A 17,646-nucleotide genomic window follows, 5' to 3' on the forward strand; every position below is an offset into this window, starting at 1 on the left:
GGACGGTCCCTGGAAGGCCCTTCCCCGTTGTGTGCGCGATGACTTGGTGTGTGCCCGCGGCCGGCCGCTCCGTCCTGTCCCCGGCAACGGACGCCTGTTCGGCTTCTTGGATAATGAGGGCACGAAGGGGAACGACGCGGACGCCGCCGATGTGAACGGCCGACCCCGGCATGCCCCGGTCATTCGCACAAGACAGGAAATATGAGCCCGATGCCTCATAATGACGCGGCCTCGACCGACGAAACCGCCGAACGGCTGGTCGCCGGTCGCTACCGCCTACGGTCCGTGCTCGGCGAGGGCGGTATGGGCACCGTGTGGCGGGCCCGTGACGAGGTGCTGCACCGTGAGGTCGCCGTCAAGGAGGTACGCGCGCCCGCCGGACTGGCCACGGAGCAGGTCCAGCGGCTGTATGCCCGCCTGGAGCGGGAGGCCCTGTCGGCGGCACGCATCAGTGCTCGGAGCGTGGTGACCGTCCATGACGTGACCACCCACGACGGCCGGCCCTGGATCGTCATGGAGTTCGTCCGTGGCCGCTCGCTCGCCGAAGTGATCAGCTCCGAGGGCGCCCTCTCCCCGCAGAGGTCCGCCCGCATCGGTGCCGAGGTGCTCGCCGCTCTGCGCGCCGCGTACGACGCCGGGGTGCTGCACCGCGATGTGAAACCCGCCAATGTCCTGCTCGGTGACGACGGCAGGGTGGTACTGACCGACTTCGGCATCGCCACCCTTGAGGGGGATGCCGCACTGACGATGACCGGCGAGGTCATCGGCTCTCCCGAATATCTGGCGCCGGAACGGGCGTTGGGCCGGATTCCCACCCTCGCGTCGGATCTCTGGTCACTCGGTGCGCTGCTCTACACGGCCGTCCAGGGCCGGTCGCCCTTTCGCCGGACGACTCCCCTCGCCACCCTGCGCGCTGTCGTCGACGATCAGTTGCCGCCGCCGCACCGGGCCGGACCCCTCACGTCCGTCATCGAGCGCCTGATGCACAAGGATCCCGCCCAGCGAATGTCGCCCGACGAGGCGGAGCGGGAGCTCCGTGCGGCGGCTGCCGACACGGCCGAACCGTCCGCGCGGCCCCTCGCGCCCGCCGACGGGGAACTGCCCACCGCCGAGACCTCGTTCGGGGAGACCGCAGAGGGGGCCACGGTCGGGTCACCGACCACAACAGCGGCGTCGCCGGTCCCGGGGAACACCACGGATACCGGGGACATGACAACGGTTGCCGATATTCCGGCAGCAGGGGCTCCTGCTGCGCCCCGGCCCGCCATTCCGGAATCCGGCACCGTGACCGCAGTCGGCATCTCCAACTCCCTTGGGCAGCCGACGCTTTCCGGTTCAACGACGACCGCCTCCGCCACGGCGGCCGCCCCCGCGCCACGCTCCCCGGAGGCCGGCCCGGCTGCGGGCACGGCAAGGCCACCCGTCATACCGGCAGGACCGGCAGGACCGGCAGCAGGAACCGTGTCCACGACGCCCGCGTCGCCATCCGACTCCCAACCCGCACGGCGACGGCGCGTCGGATACCTGATCGCCGGGGCGGCCCTGGCGCTCGCCCTGATCGCCGGGGGGCTGGTCTACGTGCTCGTCAATGGCGACGACGGGGCCGGTACGAAGGCCGGGTCACCCCTGGAGCAGGGCGACACAGCCGGGCAGCCCGTCTCGGTCAGTGTGAAGGGCAGCTCGACCACGTACACCGGAAGCTGCCCCGCCAATGACTCGTCCCCCCGCTTCACCGCGACCTTCACGGTCACCCGGCTGCCCTTCCAGTTCTCGTACCGCTGGGTCTCGACGAACGGTTCGGTGATCGACGAGGAGTGGCGGACGCTCGCGTTCGAGGAAGGCGGTCCCCGCACCCACGAGGAGTCGGTGCAACTGTCGACGTACGCGGAGTCCGGAACGCTCGAAAGCGGGATGGCCGTCGAGATCCAGTCCCCCTTCGAGACGGTGTCCAACTCGGTACCGTTCTCTGTGACATGCGTCACGACGGTGGGCGGCTAGATCCTTTCTCGCCGTCAAGGCCCGGGCCCCGACCGGCAGGCCGGGGGAACTCGCGCCGTACACAGCCACGGCATGGCACATCCGGCGCACTTCAATCGATAAGAATTGAGCCGTTGTCGGTCGCACTCGGATGTCAACGGTCAAATACGGTCTTCCGGACCGGAGTTCCGAGGGCGGCCGGAACATTCCACCCTCGTAGCGGGCCAACCACAGACGTGGTTCCTCCACCCGCAACCGAGACTTTCGCAAGGAGTTTCTGTGTCGTCGGTCATCGTGGGACGTACGGGTCCCTTCGCCGGTCAGAGTGCGGTTCTGGGCGGTGCTCCGCTGCGGTTCGGACGCAAGAGCGACAACGACGTGATCATCGTCAGCGCCAACGCCTCCCGCCTGCACGCCGAAATCCTCACGGAGGACGGCGCGTACGTGCTCCATGACCGGAACAGCAGGAATGGAACCTTCGTCAACGACCGGCGGATCACCCGTCATGTTCTGGTGCCCGGCGACTCCATACGCATCGGCGACGAGACCTTCCTGTTCGAGACCCAGGAGGCCCTGGAGACGGTCCTGGTCTCCCAGCTCGAATCGCCCCGTACCGACGGCCCGGCCGACCCGGGCGAGCTGCGCGTCACGGTCACAGGAGGGGGCCCGGTCGGCCTCGCCTTTGCCCTGCTGCTGGAGAAAGCGCTGCCCGGGAAGGTCTCGGTCACTGTCTACGAAGGCCGGTGGATCAAGGACGGCGCCAGGGTGGTCTGGAAGGACGAGACCCACGGCAACGTACGGCGCAAGCAGGTCGTCACCGTCCAGAGCCGGCAGTACCTCGCGCTGACCGACGAGATGCAGTCGGTTCTCTTCGACGACGAGGCGTCCTGCTCCGAGATGTGGCCCGTGGGACCGGACTCCGTGGACGGCCGCGCGCCCCGCAACATCCGGATCGCCTACATCGAGGACAAACTGCTGGAGCTGGCCAACACCAAGCCCGCCATCCGCCTCGTACCGGAGCGTTTCGACCCCACGGAGCCCAAGCACCGGCTCTCCCAGGAGAACGTCCTGGTCATCTGCGAGGGCGGCCGGTCACGTACCCGCGAGCACTTCGGGGACCGTTTCGGTACGGCCGACGCCTCGATCTACTCGCTCGACGGGGAGCACCTCCAGGACGTGGTGCTGGGACTGCGGGTCAAGTCCCGGCTCACGGATCCGATGAGTGTCCTGCTGACCGTGTCCCAGAACCGGTTCCTGCTCAACTCCCTGCGCGGCGAGGGCTTCCTGAACATGAGGCTGACTCGCGACGAGGCGCGTGACGTGATCGGCATCGACCCGGTCCGGCACGTGTTCGAGGAATGCATCGCGGCCCGGCCCTGCGTGATGAGCCGCCACGAGGACAACGAATTCGTCTGCCCGACCCATGGGACCCTGTTCCTGCCCGCCCTGCTGCGCAGTTCGCCGCTGTGGAAGCGGATCAAGGAGGGCCTGAAGCTGTTCGGTGTCCCCGAGGACGATCTGACCGCCATCACCTCGTTCCGGCTGGACATGGTGCAACGCCCCCGGTTCACAGCGCAGCTCACACGCCCCACCCCCACGAGCCCCGGAACATATGGCTTCCTGCTCGGCGACGCGGCGAACGCCATCCACTTCTGGCCCGGACGCGGCCTCAACAGCGGCCTTGCCTCGGCCGTCTCGCTGGCTCGGTCCCTCAGCCGGGCATGGCGGGGCCGGCCGCTCCGCGACGCGGACTTCACCCGGCACGAGGCGGCGATGTCGATGCTCCAGTACCGGCACAAGAGCCGTGCCTGGAACGCCATGGTCACCACCGACGAACAGGGCTCCACTCGCGCGATCAAGGACATTATCGCGCTGAGCATGACGGAGGACGGGGCAGCCGAAGCCGCCGCCGAGCGGTCCGACGACCTGGACATCCTGCTCGACCGTATGCGTGCGATCCGTGAGCGCCTGGTCGCCCGCCTCCCCGGAATGCCCAGCGACGAGGAACTGCGGAGCCATCTGTCGGCACTCGCTCCGTCGACCCTGCGGACCCTGCAGGAGAGCGGTGCGTGGGACACACTGATCGTCGGTGGTGAAGAGGCCGACATCGACATCTTCTACGAGCCGAACGCCCCTGCCTTTGTGGCACCCCCCGTCGAGCCGGTGAGCCACGAGGTCGCCGAAGCACGGGTGCTGTATCTGGCGTGAGCCGACAACGGGTGGGTCCGTCCGGTGACCGGGGCCCGTCACCGGACGGACCGACCCTGCCGTGCGGTGGGCGAAGAACTCGCCCACCGGGCACCGGTTCCCAAGAAACACGGAAAGGCGGTACCGGATTTCTCCGATACCGCCTGTGACCTGCGTAAACGCTGGTCGGGACGACAGGATTTGAACCTGCGACCCCTTGACCCCCAGTCAAGTGCGCTACCAAGCTGCGCCACGTCCCGATGCCCGGACTCGTCAGGGGAAATCCCCCGCGGTGACCGTGCACAACAAGATTACCCCACTCCGTGCGGCGGAAGGACTCAGCCTGTCCAGGGCCTGTCGGAGGGACAATCGGTCCATGACTCAGAACGGCAGGGACCGGGACAGCGAAGGGCGGGCGCGGAGTGCGCGGCCGCGGGACGGGCTGGGGCGGCCGTTGCCGTACGGGGCGGTGGGGGTGGAGCGGCAGCCCGAGGGGGTGGTGCGTACGCCAGAGGAGACCGTACGGGAGGCACAGCGCCTGCTGGACGAGGGCAAGCCGTTCCACGCCCACGAGGTGTTCGAGGACGCGTGGAAGTCGGGTCCCAAGGACGAACGCGCGCTGTGGCGCGGGCTGGCGCAGTTGGCCGTCGGGCTGACGCATGCCGCCCGCGGCAATACGGCGGGCGGGGCACGGCTGCTGCTGCGTGGCGCGGGCGGGATCGCCTCGTACCACTCCCCGTACGGTGTCGATGTCGCCGGACTGACCTCCTGGGCGGGCGAGTTGGCCGCACGGGTGACGGCGGGCGGGCCGGTGGACGCGAGCGCCGAGGCCCCCGGCTGACCGGCCCGGGCCGCTGAGCGGGCCCGCGCCGGCCCCGGTCAGTCGGTGAGCAGGACCACTTCCAGGGTGCGGGGACCGTGCACGCCCTCCACACGGTCGAGTTCGATGTCGCTGGTGGCCGAGGGTCCCGAGATCCAGGTCAGCGGCCGGGTGGGGTCCAGCAGCGGCATGGCCTGCGGTACGGAACCGACGACCTGGTCGGCCGTCCGTACGACACAGATGTGGTGGTCGGGGACGAGCGTGATACGGCGCCGCCCCTGGTCCGGCGCCGCGTCGAGGACGAGCGTCCCGGTCTCGGCGATGGCCAGGGCACAGCCGGTGACCACGCTGTCGACCGCGTCCAGTTCCCTGGGCGTCGCCTCGACGTCGTCATCCACCCGGGTGATGCTCGCGGGTGTCGCGGACAGCCAGGACGACGGGAGCAGCGGGGGTACGAGGACCGTACGGGCGCCGCGCCCGGCCAGCAGACGGGCGATCAGCGCGGGAAGTTCCTCGGTGTCCGCGCGGTGGACGATCGCGCGGTAGTCGGCGAGGTTCTCGGCGAGCAGATCGACGATGCGGGCGTCGGGCGTGTGCGTGTCCAGATAGTCACGGGCGGCCTCCGGGACCTCGGGCGCGTCGGCCACCGCCGTACGGATACGCGCGAGGATCCGCTCGCGCGCCCCGGCACCGGAGCCGGAGTCGCCGCCCGCCGCTGAGCCGTCGCCCGTACCAGAACCCGTACCGAAACCGGTGCCCGTGCCGGTGCGGGTGCCGCTGTCTGCGCTGGAGCCTGTGCTCATGTCCCGCTGTCCTTACGCTCATTGGCGTCGCCGCCCGTCGTACGACGTGCCCCGCCCCCGGCCGCCTGCTGCCCCGCCCGGTTCTTCTTCCACCACTCGCGGAACGGCTCCGGCGGCAGCTCGGGCAGGTCGCGCGTGTTCGTCCACGCCCCCGCGCCCGGCAGTTTCGACGGATGCAGCCTGCGGGTCTTCGACGCGGCCTTCTCCCCCATCGCCATCACCTTCGGATGGTCGAACACCCAGCCCGCCGCCTTCATCACGGCCTTCTCCAGCCGGTGCCCCTTGCCCCCCTGGTCCGCCACCCGCTCCCGCAGATGGACCAGGACCTCAGGGATGTCGATGGCCACCGGGCACACCTCGTAACACGCCCCGCAGAGCGACGAGGCGTACGGCAGCGAGGCGTCGATCTCGCTCCGCGTGCCCCGGAGCTGGGGGCTCAGGATCGCCCCGATCGGTCCCGGGTAGACCGAGCCGTACGCGTGCCCGCCGGCCCGCTCGTACACCGGGCAGACGTTCAGACACGCCGAGCAGCGGATACAGCGGAGCGCCTGCCGCCCGACCTCGTCGGCCAGCGTTTCCGTACGCCCGTTGTCCAGCAGGACGAGATGGAAGGTGCTCGGGCCGTCCGTGTCATGGGTGCCCGTCCACATGCTGGTGTACGGGTTCATCCGTTCGGCGGTCGACGAACGCGGCAGGGTCTGTAGAAAAACCTCCAGATCCCGCCAGCTCGGCACCACCTTCTCGATCCCCACCACGGAGATCAGTGTCTCGGGCAGTGTCAGGCACATCCGCCCGTTGCCCTCGGACTCGAAGACGACGAGCGTGCCGGTCTCGGCGACCATGAAGTTCGCCCCGGAGATCCCCACCTTGGCGCGCAGGAACTTCTCGCGCAGATGCAGCCGGGCCGCCTCGGCGAGTTCGCCGGGGGTGTCGGAGAGCCCCTCGGGAGCGGCCCGGCCCCAGGAACCCATCCGGTCGCGGAAGATGTCGCGGATCTCGCCCCGGTTGCGGTGGATCGCCGGGACCAGGATGTGGGACGGCCGGTCGTCGCCGAGCTGCACGATCAGTTCGGCGAGGTCGGTCTCGTACGCCGAGATGCCCTCGGCCTCCAGCGCCTCGTTGAGCCCGATCTCCTGGGTGGCCATCGACTTGACCTTGACGACCTCCGACTCGCCGGTGGCCTTGACCAGTTCGGCCACGATCCGGTTCGCCTCGGCCGCGTCGGCGGCCCAGTGCACCACGCCGCCGGCCGCCGTCACCGACTCCTCGAGCTGGAGGAGGTAGCGGTCGAGATGGCGCAGGGTGTGGTCCTTGATCCGCTTGCCGGCCTCGCGCAGCCGCGCCCAGTCGTCCAGCTCCGCGACGGCCTTGGCACGCTTGTCGCGGATGGTGTGGGTGGCATGACGCAGATTGGCCCGCAGCGTCTCATTGCCCACGGCGTCCTTGGCCGCGACCGGGAACGCCGGCATCCCCAGATACGTACCGCTCATGACCAGGGCTCCTCTTCCGTCGACGCCAGGATCTCCGCGAGGTGCACGGCGCGCAGCGGAGCGTCCTCACGGCTGACGATTCCGCCGAGATGCATCAGGCAGGAGTTGTCGGCGCCGCAGAGCACCCGCGCCCCGGTGGACACGGCGTTGCGCACCTTGTCCTGGCCCATCGCGGCCGAAACATCGGAGTTCTTCACGGCGAAGGTACCACCGAAACCACAGCACTCGTCCGCGCCCGGCAGCTCCCGCAGCTCCAGTCCCCTGACCGCTTCCAGCAGTCTCCGGGGCCGTTCGCCGAGCCCGAGCAGCCGCAGCCCGTGGCAGGACGGGTGATAGGTGACGGCATGCGGGAAGTACGCCCCGACATCGGTCACCCCGATCACGTCGACCAGGAATTCGGTCAGCTCGTAGGTCCGTGCGGCGAGGGCGCCCGCGGCCTCGCCACCGATGGCCGGATAGTGCTGCCGCACCATCGCCGCGCAGGAACCCGAGGGGGTCACGACATAGTCGTACCCCTCGAAGGCCCGTACGGTCCGCCGTACCAGCGGCTCGGTCTCGCGCCGGTAGCCGGTGTTGAACTGGGGCTGGCCGCAGCAGCTCTGCTCCTCGGGAAAGTCGACTTCGACACCCAGTCGTTCGAGCAGCCGTACGGTCGCGATCCCGGTGGACGGATAGACGGCGTCATTGACACAGGTGACAAAGAGGGCGACTCGCATGGGCGGAGCATATGTCGTGCGCGGTGATGCGCGTAAGACCCCTGAAGATCGCGAAGAGGCATCAGACCTCCGATGAGTCGTGCAGGGCGGGCATACGGCAGACTCGACGCGGTGAGAAAGATCTATGTCATCGGTATCGGAGCGGGCGACCCCGACCACCTCACCGTGCAGGCGGTCAGAGCGCTCCACGAGGTGGATGTCTTCTTTCTGCTCGACAAGGGCGAGGAGAAGGCCGGCCTCATGGAGCTGCGGCACGAGATCCTGCGCCGGCACGCCGCGGGCCATGACCACCGGCTGGTCGAGGTCCGCGATCCGGAGCGGGAGGCCGCCCCGGACGGCGCCGCCTATCCGGGAACCGTCGGGGACTGGCGGAGCCGGCGCGCCGACCTCTACGAGCGCCTGATCGGCGAGGAGCTGGGCGAGGGTCCTGACGACGACCGGACCGGGGCGTTCCTGGTCTGGGGCGACCCCTCGCTGTACGACTCCACGCTCGGCATCCTCGAAGAGGTCCTGGAGCGCGGCACGGTCCGGTTCGGCCACGAGGTGATCCCCGGCATCAGCAGCGTCTCCGCGCTGGCCGCCCGGCACCGTACCGGACTGAACCGGGTGGGCGGTCCCGTACAGATCACCACCGGCCGCAGGCTCGCCGAGGGATGGCCGGAGGGCGTGGACGACGTCGTCGTGATGCTCGACGCGCACCAGGCCTTCCGGCACCATCTCGCGGCCGATCCGGTCATCCACTGGGGTGCCTATGTGGGGACGGAGGACGAGATCCTGGTCTCCGGGCGGCTGTCGGAGGTGGCCGCCCGGATCGAGGAGCTGCGGTCGGCGGCACGTGCCCGCAAGGGCTGGATCATGGACACGTATCTGCTGCGGCGCGACCGGGACCGAACGGACCAGGACTGAAACGTTCAAATCCCCTCCGGCCCCGGGACACCCGCTAGCTCCGCCCCACGAAGTCCCAGGCGCCATGGTCCGCTCGGTATACGACAAACCCCGGTTCCGTGCGCAGATATTCGGCCCCGCCCGGTGCCCTCACCTCCTCGCGGCGCCGCGCGGGTACGTGGATCTCGGCCGTCGCGCCGACCGGCACCCGCACCGTGAGCCGCAGATCCGGGCCGATCTCCGACCATGCCACCGAGGCCGTGCCACGGACCGTACGGATGGATGTACGGGCCCAGGTGACTCCGGTGCGTCCGTCGGGCCGTACGGTGAAGCTGCGGTAGCCCGCGTCGCCCGGCCGCAGCCCCGCCACGTTCTCGTACAGCCACTGCGCGACCGTCCCCTGGAAGTAGTGGTCACGCGAGCGCGAGTCGAGCGGCCACATCTCCCACATGGTGTCGGCGCCGTTGTCGAACCAGTAGCCCCAACTGGGGTACGTACGTTGGGTGGCGATCGCGTGCGCGACCTCCGGGCGGCCGTGCGCGCACAGGACGCGCAGCAGCACGCTCGTGCCCAGCGCCCCGGTGTTGAGATGGTTGCCACGCGCCGTGATGTCCGCGACCAGACTGTCGAGCACCGAGGCGCGGGCGCCCGCCGGGACCAGGCCGAACGCCAGCGGAAGGGCGTTGGAGGTCTGCCGGTAGCCGGGGTCCTTCGCGGTTCTGTAGTGCCCGGAAGCCGGATCGAGGAAGGCGGCGTTGAGAGCGCTCTTGAGCCCGTCCGCCGCGCCGCGGTAACGCCCGGCGGTCTCGTCGTGGCCCAGCAGTTCACCGAGTTCGGCGGTCTGGGTGAGCGCCCTGTGGAGGTACGCGGTGGCTGTCAGCCGGGTGTCCTCGGGTGGGTTTCCGCCGTAGCCCGGCGGCAGATAGTCGCCGAGCGCGGTGAACGCGAGGCCGTCGACCAGCCGGTCCAGCTCCCAGTCCAGATAACGGGTCAGGGTCGGCCAGTGCTCGCGGGCCGTCCGGTCGTCGCCGTAGATCCGGTACAACTCCCGCACGAGAAAGGGGTATACGGTCGTCCACTCCGGGGACGGGCCGAGGTCGCCGTAGCCCCAGCCGCCGCTCGGCACGATCACCGGTAGCTGCCCGTCCGGGTTCTGACTGTCCTTCAGATCCCCGAGCCACTTCGCCAGGAAGCGGTGCATCCTGAAGGCATAGGTCATGACGGGCGCGCCGAGCTGGGCGTCGCCGGTCCAGCCGTTCTTCTCGTACATCGGTGTGTCGGTGGGTATGCCGTGCAGATTGTTGAGCAGGGTGCGGCGCATCGCCCGGTCGAGCTGCTCGTAGAACGGCTCGGAGCAGCCGAAGCCGCTGACCTCGGCGACCTTCGTATGGACGACCCTGCCCCGCAGATCGGTGGGGCGCGGGCGGGCCGGCAGGCCGCTGACCTGGACATACCGGAAACCCTTGTACGAGAACGAGGGTTCCCACACCTCCTCGCCCGCGCCGCCCATGCCGCCTGCACCGCCCGCGCCGCCCGCGCCGCCCGCGCAGATGTACTCGTCCCGCTGGAACCGCCCGGGCACATGCCCGGTCTCCGCGTGCACGGTGCCGTCGTCCTTGAGCTTCTCGCCATGGACGAGCCGGACGGTGGTGCCGGCGGGGGCCCGTACGGTCAGCCGGGTCCAGCCCGCGGTCGTACGGCCCATGTCGGCGACATACACCCCGGGGCTGGGTTCGGTGATCGCGGTGGGGGTGAGGGTCTCGATGACCTCGATGGGCTCCTGGGGCTGGGCGCACAGTGTGCCCCCGGGCGCCGGCTGGGTCTTCGGGTGGCGCCAGGCGCTGTCGTCGAAACCGGGCCGGGTCCAGCCCTCGGGAGCCAGCCGCGCGTCGTACGTCTCGCCCGCGTAGAGGGAGTTGGTGCGGGTGGGTCCTTCGGTGAGGCGCCAGTCGGTGCCGGAGACCAGGGTGGTGCGGGAGCCGTCGGGGTGTTCGGCCTCAAGACGGCAGAGGAGCCGGGGTTCGCCGTGCCAGGGCGGCCGGTGCCAGTTCCAGACATTGGGGGTGGTCATGCCGTAGAAGCCGCGTCCGAGGGTGACTCCGATGGCGTTGGTCCCGCGCCGGAGGAGGCCGGTCACATCGTGCACCGCGTACAGGACGGTCTCGTCGTAGTCGGTGAACGCCGGGTCGAGCACCTGGCTGCCGACGCGCTCCCCGTTCAACTCGGCGACGTAGTAGGCGAGTCCGCTGATGTAGAGCCGGGCCCGGCTGACCGGGCGGGGCACGGTGAACTCGCGCCGCAGCAGGGGCGCGGGCGCCTCGGGCACGGCGAACGAGACTCCGGTGCCCCAGGGGCCCTGGCCGTACGGCGCGAGGACGGCGGCGTCGCTCCAGCCGGTGTCGTCGAAGTCCGGCTGTTCCCAGCCCTGTTGATCGGTCCCGGCGGTACGCCAGCCCGGGCCGGTGACAAGTTCGTGGCTCGCTCCGTCGGCCGTCTCGATCAGCAGCCGTACGAGCAGTCCGGCCGGATTGACGGAGGCGCCGCCGCGATTGGTGGCGCGGGCCGCGAGCACGATCCGTCCGCCGGGGGCGGACCGTACGGCCTCGGTGACATCGGTGACCTGTCCGGTGCGCCATCCGTCGACCTGCTCGGGGGCATGGAGGACCTGCCGGCCGTCGAGATGCAGGGTGAAGTCGTCATCGGCGGTGGCGAGCAGGGTGGCACGGGTGACGGCGTCGGAGGTGGCGGCCGAGGCCGGGAGGGCAAGGCCGCCCCGGAACCACCGTGTGCCGACCGGGGCGTTGCCCGTGGTCGCCTCAGCGGTCCAGATCCAGGACGCGCCGTCGGCGGTCGGCGGTTCGGCGGCCGGGCCGGCGCCTATCCACTGCGCCTGCCAGTCCTCACCGCCGAGCGCGGTCTCCCACCAGCCGGCCGTGCTCCATGGCGAGGCGTGCCCCTCGGCGTCCCAGACACGGACCTGCCAGTGGCAGCGGGTACGGGGCGGCAGCGTGGGGCCCGCGTACGGTACGGCGACACCGGCGTCGGACGCCACCCGGCCGGTGTCCCAGAGGAGTTCCCGCCCGGCCGCGAGATCGTGCGCGTCGGCCGCGGCCCGTATCCGGTACGCGCCCTGCCGCGCGCCCCGGCCGTCGCCGCCGTCGAGTTCCCAGGACAGCAGGGGCGCCGCCACATCCGTACCGAGGAGCCGCTCGGCGTACTCGACCGTGGTGCGAACGATACGGAGCCGGCCTCCACGTGCCGCCCCGCCCGCCGAGGGCTTCGCCGAAGCCGGGGAACCCGCGGCCAGTGCGGCGGCTCCGGCTCCCGCGCCCACCACCGAGGCGTTCAGGAGCGCTCTGCGTGTCCAGCCCATGTCCATCGCAAACCCCTTCGACGGCAACGATTGAAACGTTTCACCATGCGCGCCCAGCATCGTAGGGCCGACCGCGAGCGCCCTACAAGAGGTGTGCGCGGGGCCGATGCTGAGCGGGCACCCGAGCCGCACCACGGCACCCTGCGGCGGCCTTCTCGCGCCGCCCAGCACCCCTGCCGGGTCAAGGATTTTTGCTTCGGGCTTCAAAAATTGCGCAGATTCATAGACTTCATGCGGCTGCGCTTCTAACCTTTTCGCGTCCGCAGAGTCCCCACGAGCCGCAAGGACGTATGTCTGTGACACTCCCCCCATCCCCCAGAAGCCGTTTGCTCAGGCGCGGCCTGTCCGCGTCCCTCTCCCTCGCACTCGCCGTGGCCGGGACGGCCGCGGCGGTGGTGCTGTCCACCGCGCCCGACGCGCAGGCGGCGGCGGTCCCCGCCCCCTCGCCCCTCGATGTCCAGGGCCGCGGCGCGACCGTGCCGTTCAAGGAGCAGGAGGCCGAGTACGCCGCGACCAACGGCACCCTGATCGGCCCCAACCGCCTTTACGGCACGCTGCCTTCGGAAGCCTCCGGGCGGCAGGCCGTGACGCTCGACGCGGTCGGTGAGTATGTGGAGTTCACGCTCACCGCCCCGGCGAACGCGATGTCGTTCCGCTACTCGCTGCCCGACAACGCGGCGGGCACCGGCCGCGACGCCGCCATCGACCTGCGGGTCAACGGCACCTCCCTCAAGAGCGTGCCGGTGACCTCCAAGTACGGCTGGTACTACGGCGGTTACCCGTTCAACAACAACCCGGGCGACACCAACCCGCACCACTTCTACGACGAGACCCGCACCATGTTCGGGTCGACCCTGGCGGCCGGTACGAAGATCAGGCTCCAGGTCTCCTCGACCGCCGCGTCGCCGAGCTTCACCATCGACCTGGCCGATTTCGAGCAGGTGGCCTCGCCGATCGGCAAGCCCGCCAACGCGATCGACGTGGTGACCGACTTCGGCGCGGACCCGACCGGTGGCGCCGACTCCACCGCCAAAATCCAGGCGGCGGTCGACGCGGGCCGTACCCAGGGCAGGGAGGTCTACATCCCGCAGGGCACCTTCCAGGTGCGCGACCACATCATCGTGGACAAGGTGACCCTGCGCGGCGCGGGCCCCTGGTACAGCGTGCTGACCGGACGCGATCCGTCCAACCGCAGCAAGGCCGTCGGTGTGTACGGGAAGTACGCCGACGCGGGCGGCAGCAGCAATGTCACCCTCAGGGACTTCGCCATCATGGGCGACATCCGTGAGCGCGTGGACAACGACCAGGTCAACGCCATCGGCGGCGCGATGTCCGACTCGGTCGTCGACAACGTCTGGATGCAGCACACCAAGTGCGGCGCCTGGATGGACGGCCCGATGAACAACTTCACCATCAAGAACAGCCGCATCCTGGACCAGACCGCGGACGGCGTCAATTTCCACCGGGGCGTCACCAACTCGACGGTCACCAACACCTTTGTGCGCAACACGGGTGACGACGGTCTGGCCATGTGGGCGGAGGCCGTCCCGAACGTGAACAACAAGTTCACGTTCAACACGGTGATCCTGCCGATCCTGGCGAACAACATCGTCACCTACGGCGGCCGGGACATCACGATCTCCGACAACGTCATGTCGGACACCATCACCAACGGCGGCGGGCTGCATATCGCCAACCGCTACCCGGGGGTCAACTCCGGTCAGGGCACGGCGGTTTCGGGCGTCGCCACCGCCGCGCGCAACACCCTGATCCGGACCGGGAACAACGACTACAACTGGCGCTTCGGCGTCGGCGCGATCTGGTTCAGCGGTCTCAACGAGCCGATCAACGCCACCATCAACATCTCCGACAGCGAGGTCCTGGACAGCTCCTACGCCGCGATCCATCTCATCGAGGGCGCGACGAACGGGCTGCGTTTCAACAACATCAGGATCGACGGCGCGGGCACCTACGCGCTCCAGATCCAGGCACCGGGCACGGCCTCGTTCACCAATGTGACCGCCACCCACATCGCGCAGTCCAACCCGATCCACAACTGTGTGGGCAGCGGCTTCCAGATCACCCAGGGCTCGGGGAACTCGGGCTGGTACGCCAACCCGCCCGCCTGCACCGGCACCTGGCCCGACCCGGTGTGGACCAACGGCGGTGTGCCGGGCGGTCCCACCACCCCGCCGACCACACCTCCGACCACACCGCCCACAACGCCTCCCACCACCCCGCCGGCGGAGACGGGCAACCTCGCCCAGGGACGTACGGTCACGGAGTCGGGACACGCTGATGTGTACGGCGCCGGCAACGCGGTCGACGGCAACGCCAACACCTACTGGGAGAGCACCAACAACGCCTTCCCCCAGTCAATCACAGTGGATCTCGGCGCCCCGAAGGCGGTCAAGCGGGTCGTGCTGAAGCTGCCTCCGGCGTCCGCGTGGGCAACCCGTACGCAGACACTGAGTGTGCTGGGCGCCACCGGCACCACGTACAGCACACTGAAGGCTTCGGCCAACTACACGTTCAACCCGTCGAGCGGCAACACCGCGACGGTCAGTCTGGACGGAACGGAGGTCCGCCATCTGCGGCTGACGTTCACGGCCAACACCGGCTGGCCGGCTGCCCAGCTCTCCGAGCTGGAGGCCTACACCAGCTAGCCGCAGACCGTACAGCCGGAAAACCGTACGCCCGGCCGGGACATCCCCGGTCGGGCGTTCGTTTTTTCGGCCGGTTCACTCCATCGCCCGAATGGCCCACCACATATCCGCGACCGGACGCCGGCCGTGGAACAGTGCTATCGGGCGGGTTCCACCGGGCGGCCCCACATCGCGAAGCGGGAGGCGTAATGCCAGCCACCAGTACGAAGCGCCGCGGCTATCGAGAAGGGCTCGGCGGTGAACTGCTCGCGGAATTCCTGGGAACGTTCGTACTGGTCCTGCTCGGCTGCGGCTCGGTCGCGGTCGCTGTTGTGGGCCTCGCCGGATCGGGTCGGCAGTCCACCCCCTTCGACGCCGCGAACTGGCTGATCATCTCATTCGGCTGGGGTTTCGGTGTCGTCTTCGGCGTCTATATCGCGGGGGGTGTGAGCGGAGCGCATCTCAACCCCGCGGTGACCCTGGCCTTCGCCCTGCGCAGGGGCTTCTCCTGGAAAAAAGTCCTCCCCTACTGGGGCGCGCAATTCCTGGGGGCCTTCCTCTCCGCCGCCCTGGTGTTCGGTATGTATGCCTCAGCCATCAACGCGTCCAACAGCAGAGCCAAGCTCGCCAGGGATGAATCTCTCCCCACCTTCTCGATTTTCGCGACTTTCCCGGCCCAGTATTTCGGCAATTCATGGTGGGGGCCACTGCTCGACCAGATCGTCGGTACCGCGTTCCTGGTCGCGCTGATCTTCGCGCTCATCGATCTGCGGAACGTCGCACCGGGTGCCAATCTCGGCCCCTTCATCACCGGCATGGTGGTTGTGGCGGTCGGCCTCAGTATCGGCACGAACGCCGGATACGCGATCAATCCCGCCCGGGACTTCGGTCCACGGCTGTGGACTTACACCGTCGGCTGGGGCGATATCGCCATTCCCGGAACCTTCAAATGGTTCAGCCATTACATGTGGATCCCCATCGTCGGCCCGCTGATCGGCGCGATCGTCGGTTCCCATGTCTATGACTTCCTCATCGGAAAGGTGCTGGACGCCCGCCGCAGGGCCAGCGAAAGCCACGAGGGCGGCCGCGCCGGCGGCGCCGGACCTGCCGCCGACACCTGACCAAGTCCGCTCGCCCGTCCGGTGATTGGCCGCGCCCGCCGGTGACTGGCAGCGGCTCCCGGCGCGGGCCGGGTCACAACGGCGCCGGTCCCGGGATGTCGTACGTGTCGAGGCGCCCGCACATGCCGAATCCGCCGTGCGCCGCCGGGAGCCGGGTGTGCAGCCGGGCCTCGGCGAGATAGGAGGCGTCGCCCGCAGCGAGCAGGTCGAGCTGGGCGCCGGTCTGCCGGGCGGCTTCGGCCGCGCCCGCCTCCCAGCGTTCGCGCCATCGCGCCAGCCGCGGCCGTACGAGCGCGGCGGCGGCCCGCTGGAAGTCGAGCAGGGGCCCCGGATCGCCCGCCTCCCATGCCGTACGCAGCACCGTGAAGCCCTCGACCGCGAGATCGCGCCGCCGGCGCGCGGCGGTGGCCCGCTCGTCCTCCGAAGCCTCCGAGGCGTCGGGCAGGCCCGCGGCCCGCGCGTAGGTCTCCGGGTCGGTCAGATACTCCGGGGGAGGGTGAGTACCGCGTCGCCGGCCTCCGGCAGTCCGCTGTTCTGCATCAGGACGACAATGCGCAGCGCGTCCTCGTTGACCAGCCGGTGAATGGTGCCGGGGGTGAACCAGACCAGGGCACCGGGCGCCAGCGGTGTCACGGCGAAGCCCGCCGGTCCGAGCGTCTGGACGGCTCCCCGGCCGGCCGTCACCACGTACCCCTCGGAGCAGGTGAGGTGCAGATGCGGGGTGCCGCCGCGCACTCCGTCCGGGGCCTCCCAGTCGTACACCCGCAGATGCGATACGGCGACGGCCCCGGGCAGCCCGGCGAACCCCGCCGCGCTCCCCGTGCCCGCCGCCGCGGGCGCCTGCGCCTGTGTACCCATCAGTTCCTCACCTTCGCCTTCGCATACGAGCGCCGAGTGCGCATAGCAAGCGCTTTCTACAGCGAAGGTAGGGTCACCCCCGCAACGGCGTCAACGCATCCCGGGCATCCCGCAGCTCACAGCTCGAACATGGCCTGGACGCGCTTGCCGACCGGAACCCGTTCGGCGACGAGCCGGTCGCTCAGCACATGGACGATCTCCATACCGTGCCTGCCCAGCCTGCCGGGGTCCCGTTCATAGCGGCGCGGCAGGGCCGAGCTGCTGTCGTACACGGTCACGATCACCTGCCGGCCGGTGCCCTCCAGCTCCAGCAGATACGGGCCATGGCTGTGCCGCTCGGCGTTGGTGACCAGCTCATTGACGACAAGCAGCACATCGTCGCCCCGCCCGTCGCCGAGCGCGGCGCACCACTCGGCTTCGAGCTGTCGCAGAAAACGGTCGGCGAGCAGCCGCGCCTCGGCCGTACAGCCCGGCGAGCCCAGGAATTCGCGGGCCCGGCGCAACGGGCGTACCGAGTCCGCGAGGGACGCGAAAGCCGTACCGGCAACCGTCTGTCCGTTCATACGTCATACGCTCATTCGCTCCTGCCCGCGCACCGACGAGGGCGATGCGTCGGACATCGTTCTCCGTTTCCCTTGTTGCCTTGTGCCCTCGCACGCCGCCGTTATGCGCGTCCGAACCCATGACCGACGCGGCACCGAGCCATGTGGCGAGCCCCGGCCGACGGGGTTTTCATGGAGACAAAGCGCCATCAACGAGCACAGAAAGCAG

General features: G+C 69.6%; 11 protein-coding genes, 1 tRNA gene and 1 pseudogene. 6 read left to right on the plus strand and 7 right to left on the minus strand.

The window, feature by feature from the left end; translation table 11 throughout:
• Positions 1–210 precede the first annotated feature (210 nt).
• Both KQY30_RS03570 and KQY30_RS03575 read left to right on the plus strand, forming a co-directional pair.
• Positions 211–1,998 carry a serine/threonine-protein kinase gene (locus tag KQY30_RS03570; protein ID WP_217305517.1) on the plus strand — a complete coding sequence of 596 codons (1,788 nt, stop codon included), beginning with the start codon at positions 211–213 and terminating at the stop codon, positions 1,996–1,998.
• 258 nt (positions 1,999–2,256) lie between these two features.
• A complete protein-coding gene (locus tag KQY30_RS03575; RefSeq protein WP_217305518.1) occupies positions 2,257–4,185 on the plus strand; it encodes an FHA domain-containing protein in 1,929 nt (642 codons plus the stop codon).
• A gap of 162 nt (positions 4,186–4,347) precedes the next feature.
• Here KQY30_RS03575 and KQY30_RS03580 read toward each other — a convergent pair.
• A tRNA-Pro gene (locus tag KQY30_RS03580) sits at positions 4,348–4,424 on the minus strand.
• 116 nt (positions 4,425–4,540) lie between these two features.
• Between KQY30_RS03580 and KQY30_RS03585 the strand changes: the two genes are divergently transcribed.
• Positions 4,541–5,005: a DUF309 domain-containing protein gene (locus KQY30_RS03585; RefSeq protein ID WP_217305519.1), complete on the plus strand. Its 465-nt coding sequence runs from the start codon at positions 4,541–4,543 to the stop codon at positions 5,003–5,005.
• A 38-nt stretch (positions 5,006–5,043) separates the two neighbouring features.
• Here KQY30_RS03585 and KQY30_RS03590 read toward each other — a convergent pair whose 3' ends face one another.
• The 3 genes from KQY30_RS03590 to KQY30_RS03600 are packed head-to-tail and all read right to left on the minus strand — an operon-like array spanning position 5,044 to position 7,993.
• Complete coding sequence (locus tag KQY30_RS03590) at positions 5,044–5,787, minus strand: LUD domain-containing protein (protein ID WP_217305520.1); 744 nt, start codon at positions 5,785–5,787, stop codon at positions 5,044–5,046.
• The gene (locus tag KQY30_RS03595; protein WP_217305521.1) at positions 5,784–7,277 is read right to left on the minus strand and encodes a LutB/LldF family L-lactate oxidation iron-sulfur protein; all 1,494 of its coding nucleotides are present in this window, start codon (positions 7,275–7,277) and stop codon (positions 5,784–5,786) included. Before KQY30_RS03595 ends, KQY30_RS03590 begins: the two co-directional genes overlap by 4 nt.
• A complete protein-coding gene (locus KQY30_RS03600) occupies positions 7,274–7,993 on the minus strand; it encodes a (Fe-S)-binding protein (protein ID WP_217305522.1) in 720 nt (239 codons plus the stop codon). Before KQY30_RS03600 ends, KQY30_RS03595 begins: the two co-directional genes overlap by 4 nt.
• Before the next feature lie 111 nt (positions 7,994–8,104).
• Here KQY30_RS03600 and cobF point away from each other — a divergent pair, with 111 nt between their 5' ends.
• Positions 8,105–8,899, plus strand: a complete 795-nt coding sequence (gene cobF / locus KQY30_RS03605; RefSeq protein WP_217305523.1) for a precorrin-6A synthase (deacetylating) — start codon at positions 8,105–8,107, stop codon at positions 8,897–8,899.
• Positions 8,900–8,933: 34 nt separating this feature from the next.
• On the opposite strand, the gene KQY30_RS03610 is transcribed toward cobF, so the two are convergent.
• Positions 8,934–12,257, minus strand: coding sequence for a family 78 glycoside hydrolase catalytic domain (locus KQY30_RS03610; protein WP_217305524.1), 3,324 nt, complete (start codon positions 12,255–12,257; stop codon positions 8,934–8,936).
• 284 nt (positions 12,258–12,541) lie between these two features.
• On the opposite strand from KQY30_RS03610, the gene KQY30_RS03615 reads away from it, so the two are divergent.
• Together KQY30_RS03615 and KQY30_RS03620 are read left to right on the plus strand one after the other, a co-directional pair.
• Positions 12,542–14,917: a discoidin domain-containing protein gene (locus tag KQY30_RS03615; RefSeq protein WP_217305525.1), complete on the plus strand. Its 2,376-nt coding sequence runs from the start codon at positions 12,542–12,544 to the stop codon at positions 14,915–14,917.
• A 188-nt stretch (positions 14,918–15,105) separates the two neighbouring features.
• Entirely contained in the window at positions 15,106–16,017 is a 912-nt protein-coding gene (locus KQY30_RS03620) for an MIP/aquaporin family protein (RefSeq protein ID WP_217305526.1), read from the plus strand.
• A gap of 73 nt (positions 16,018–16,090) precedes the next feature.
• On the opposite strand, the pseudogene KQY30_RS03625 reads toward KQY30_RS03620, so the two are convergent.
• Both KQY30_RS03625 and KQY30_RS03630 read right to left on the minus strand, forming a co-directional pair.
• A pseudogene (locus KQY30_RS03625) lies at positions 16,091–16,875 on the minus strand (cupin domain-containing protein).
• A gap of 116 nt (positions 16,876–16,991) precedes the next feature.
• On the minus strand, positions 16,992–17,438 hold the full coding sequence (locus KQY30_RS03630; RefSeq protein ID WP_217305527.1) for an ATP-binding protein: 447 nt from the start codon (positions 17,436–17,438) through the stop codon (positions 16,992–16,994).
• Positions 17,439–17,646 lie beyond the last annotated feature (208 nt).

The sequence above is a fragment of the Streptomyces sp. GMY02 genome (genome assembly GCF_019056675.1).
In the GTDB taxonomy this organism is placed as follows: domain Bacteria; phylum Actinomycetota; class Actinomycetes; order Streptomycetales; family Streptomycetaceae; genus Streptomyces; species Streptomyces odonnellii.